At 67.8% G+C, this 3,553-nt stretch carries 4 protein-coding genes; 1 reads left to right on the forward strand and 3 read right to left on the reverse strand.

The features are described from left to right. Positions 1 to 399 precede the first annotated feature (399 nt). Positions 400 to 1,407 carry a stage II sporulation protein M gene (locus ACWDZ6_RS33315; RefSeq protein WP_451505822.1) on the reverse strand — a complete coding sequence of 336 codons (1,008 nt, stop codon included), beginning with the start codon at positions 1,405 to 1,407 and terminating at the stop codon, positions 400 to 402. 122 nt (positions 1,408 to 1,529) lie between these two features. Between ACWDZ6_RS33315 and ACWDZ6_RS33320 the strand changes: the two genes are divergently transcribed. Further along, positions 1,530 to 2,525 carry an RDD family protein gene (locus ACWDZ6_RS33320; RefSeq protein WP_451505823.1) on the forward strand — a complete coding sequence of 332 codons (996 nt, stop codon included), beginning with the start codon at positions 1,530 to 1,532 and terminating at the stop codon, positions 2,523 to 2,525. A 103-nt stretch (positions 2,526 to 2,628) separates the two neighbouring features. Here the strand turns inward: ACWDZ6_RS33320 and ACWDZ6_RS33325 are convergent, their stop codons facing one another. Together ACWDZ6_RS33325 and ACWDZ6_RS33330 are read right to left on the reverse strand one after the other, a co-directional pair. Further along, positions 2,629 to 3,243, reverse strand: coding sequence for a hypothetical protein (locus ACWDZ6_RS33325; protein ID WP_326650282.1), 615 nt, complete (start codon positions 3,241 to 3,243; stop codon positions 2,629 to 2,631). Between the two features lie 139 nt (positions 3,244 to 3,382). After that, positions 3,383 to 3,553, reverse strand: a 171-nt coding sequence (locus ACWDZ6_RS33330; RefSeq protein WP_451505777.1) for an adenosylhomocysteinase, incomplete at its 5' end; no start/stop codon positions are given.

The raw sequence follows: 3,553 nt of genomic DNA on the forward strand, positions 1-3,553 counted from the left end.
CTCAAGGAACGGACGCTTCCTTTGTACTCACCCACGGACACTGTCCGAGGCTTTCCTCCGGGCGCTTCCCTTCGTGTTTCCAACCTTACCAGATCTTTTTCCCGTTCCGTTTCCGGTTCGGGATTTGATTCCAGTGGCCGTTGGGGGCCTTTGCCTTTCGGCTGATCCGACTTTATCAGAAGCATTCCGGCCGAACTGATCGGCCATCGTGATCCGGATAGAAATCGGGAGGCTCTGTGGAAATTCAATTTCCAGGTAAGAGCGAGAGAGACATTAACGGTCGCACTCGCACTTGTCCAGTCCGAGACAACCGTTTAAATCTACCTCCCCACGACGACCGTGTCAACGGTTTTTGTGGGGCGGAGAGGAGACTAGCAGCTCAGAAGTGCCCGACGCACATCAGGCAGCGGCCGGGAGCTCGGCGCTGCGGTCCGCCTCTTCCACGTCGCCGCTGTCGCCGGCGCGGGCTGCTCGGCCGCCCAGGATGTAGACGTACGCCAGAAACGCCAGTTCAGCGGCGATGCCAATGGCGATACGCGCCCAGGTCGGCAGTCCCGACGGGGTGACGAAGCCTTCGATCACGCCCGACACGAAGAGGACAAGGGCGAGGCCAATGGCCATACCGATGGCGGAGCGGCCCTGCTGGGCGAGGGCTGTGCGGCGGGATTGAGGGCCTGGATCGATGACAGTCCAGCCGAGGCGGAGGCCGGTACCGGCGGCGACGAAGACAGCTGTCAGTTCGAGCAGTCCGTGCGGGAGGACCAGGCCCAGGAAGACGTCGAGCCGGCCCGCCGACGACATCAGGCCGATACCGACGCCGAGGTTGAGCACATTGAGGAAGAGAATCCAGATCACCGGTATGCAGAGGAACGCTCCCAGCGTCAGGCACATGGCGGCGGCTTGAGCATTGTTCGTCCAGACCTGGGCGGCGAAGGAGGCCGCCGGGTGGCTCGAGTAGTACGTCTCGTACTCACCGCCCGGGCGGGTCAGCCGGCGCAGTTCGTCCGGAGCGCCGATCGCCGACTGGACCTCGGGGTGGGCTCCGATCCACCAGCCGATGATCGCGGCCAGGACAGTGGAGAGGACCGCCGTGGGGATCCACCAGTGGCGGGAGCGGTAAACGGCCGCCGGGAAGCCCGCGGTGAGGAAGCGGACCGCGTCGCGCCAAGTGGCTCGGCGGGTTCCGGTGACGGTGGAGCGCGCTCGGGCGACGAGCTGGGTGAGCCTGCCCGTCAGGATGGGGTCCGGGGCGCTGGACTGTATGAGAGAGAGATGCGTGGCCGTGCGCTGGTAGAGAGCGACGAGTTCGTCGGCCTCGGCACCGGTGAGGTGACGTCCCCGGTGCAGGAGGTGGTCCAGGCGGTCCCACTCGGTGCGGTGGGCGGTCACGAAGACATCGAGGTCCATGGTCGGCTGCTGCTCCAGGCAGTGGGTGCGTACGGTCCTTACTACTGCGGCGCGCTGCGGGTCAGCTTGGCAGACTGAGGAATCAAGGGGCAGGGAAGTTCGACGGTGAAGGGCGGGCAGCAGTGAGTGCGCTTGTGACGGGGGATGCGGTCGTACTGGGGCTGCAGCCGGCGAAACTGCCGAGCCGGGCGCTCGCTCTCGTGATCGACCTCATCGTGGTTTGGACCGCGTTTCTCCTGGTGTCGATAGGGCTTGCGGTAGCGACCGAGTCGCTGGACGAGGCGGCGGCCACCGCGGTGTCGATCGCGACGTTCCTGCTGGTCCTGGTGGGGGCGCCGATAGCTGTGGAGACGCTCAGCCACGGGCGCTCGCTCGGGAAGCTCGCCTGTGGGCTGCGGGTGGTGCGGGACGACGGCGGGCCGATCCGGTTCCGGCATGCGCTGGTGCGTGGGGCGATGGGCGTGGTGGAGATCCTGATGTCGTTCGGGGTCATCGCCTGTATCGCTTCGCTGGTGTCGGCACGGGGGCGGCGAATAGGAGACGTGTTCGCGGGGACTCTGGTGGTCCGGGAGAGGGTGCCGGCCGGGCGGGGGATGGTGGTGCCGCCTCCGCCGCCGTGGCTCGTCGGGCGGTTCGCCGAACTGGATCTGTCGGGTGTGCCTGATGATCTGTGGCTTGCGATACGTCAGTACCTGACGCGAATGAGGCAGCTTGACCAGGCGGTGAGCTGGTCGATGGCGGAACGCCTGGCCGGCGACATGGCGGCGTGCACGGGGGCGCCCCCGCCGGAGAGGGTGCCGCCAGCCGCCTATTTGGCGGCTGTGGTGAACGAGCGACAGGCGCGTGACGCGCGGAAGGCGTTCGGGGCGGCCGGGGCCGCGGCGGGGGCAGGAGGCGGCCCGCAGGGTTGGGTGACTCCGGGGGCAGTCGGCCGAGAGGGCTCGGTGCCTGGTGCCGGGGTCCCGGGAGGAGTGGCACCGGGGGCGGTTGGTGCCGGTGCGGTCGCCGTGCCGAGTGGGGTGGCGCCGAGTGCCGTTGTTGCGGAGGCCGAGGCGGTGCCGGGTGCGTTGCCGGGCACGGAGACGCCGCGCATCACGGGATTCACTCCGCCCGCGTAGGAGCGCGGGGGACGTCCCGCGTTGGAGCGCGCGGGAACGTCGGCCTTTCGGATCGGCAGGTCGTCGGAATCCGTCAGCCGCAGGACTTCAGGGCCTCAAGGCCTCAAGGGAAGACCGAGGGCGGGGTCTCCAAGTTTTCGAGTTCGATGCCGGGGGCCGCGACGACCACGTCCCCCGCGATGTGGACGACGTGCTGCTCACCCGTGTCCAGGGCGCTGACCTGGTATTCGTCCACCATCAGGGGGCCGTTGTCAGTGGCATGCGCTTCACTCTTCACCAGGGCCCAGGACTGATCGAGAGTGCGGGGAGCGAGGACCGGATCCGTGAAGGCGACGAGGCGGACACGCGTCGCGGGGGAATCGGGGGTGAGGCGCAGGAGACGTGAGGTCGCGACAAGGAAGGCGGGGGATGTGCCGGTGAAGGCGTGGGCGCGGACATTGCCTTCGGTGGCATGAGCGCCGGTGGGGTCGGTGCGCACCCAGGTGACGCCGTCGAGAGCGGCACCGCGGACCTGCCAGCTCGCGGCGTGGAGTTCGAGACGGATGGGACGACCGAGTTCGTCGAGGGCGAGGTCGACGGAGCCGGCGTGGTCACCGGAAGGGGTGGTGATCTGGGAGACGTAGCGCCAGCCGGAGGGGCCGGGGGCGCAATGGAAGTGTTCTTCACCGAGGGGAGTGTGATCGTGCGGATCGTGAAGCGAATAACGGCCGCGGGGCATGGGGCTCAGGTGTCCTAGTGCGGTGAGGCTCTTACCGGGAGCCGATCGAGGCCGGTAACCGGGCAGGCCCCCGACACGGGGGTGCGGGGGCCTGCCTGGTACCGCTGGTATCTACCGCTGAGGGTGTGTCAGTAGCCGATCAGTAGCGGTAGTGGTCGGACTTATACGGGCCATCGACGTCGACGCCGATGTAGGAGGCCTGCTCGGGACGGAGCGTCGTCAGCTTCACGCCGAGCGCGGCGAGGTGCAGCCGGGCGACCTTCTCGTCCAGGTGCTTGGGCAGCACATAGACGTCGGTCGGGTACTCCTC

This window comes from Streptomyces sp. NPDC002926 (assembly GCF_053591755.1).

Bases quoted from the DNA above. Each gene is read 5' to 3' on its own strand.
- ACWDZ6_RS33315 (WP_451505822.1), bottom strand. From the start codon at position 1,407: ATGGACCTCGATGTCTTCGTGACCGCCCACCGCACCGAGTGGGACCGC.
- ACWDZ6_RS33325 (WP_326650282.1), bottom strand. From the start codon at position 3,243: ATGCCCCGCGGCCGTTATTCGCTTCACGATCCGCACGATCACACTCCC.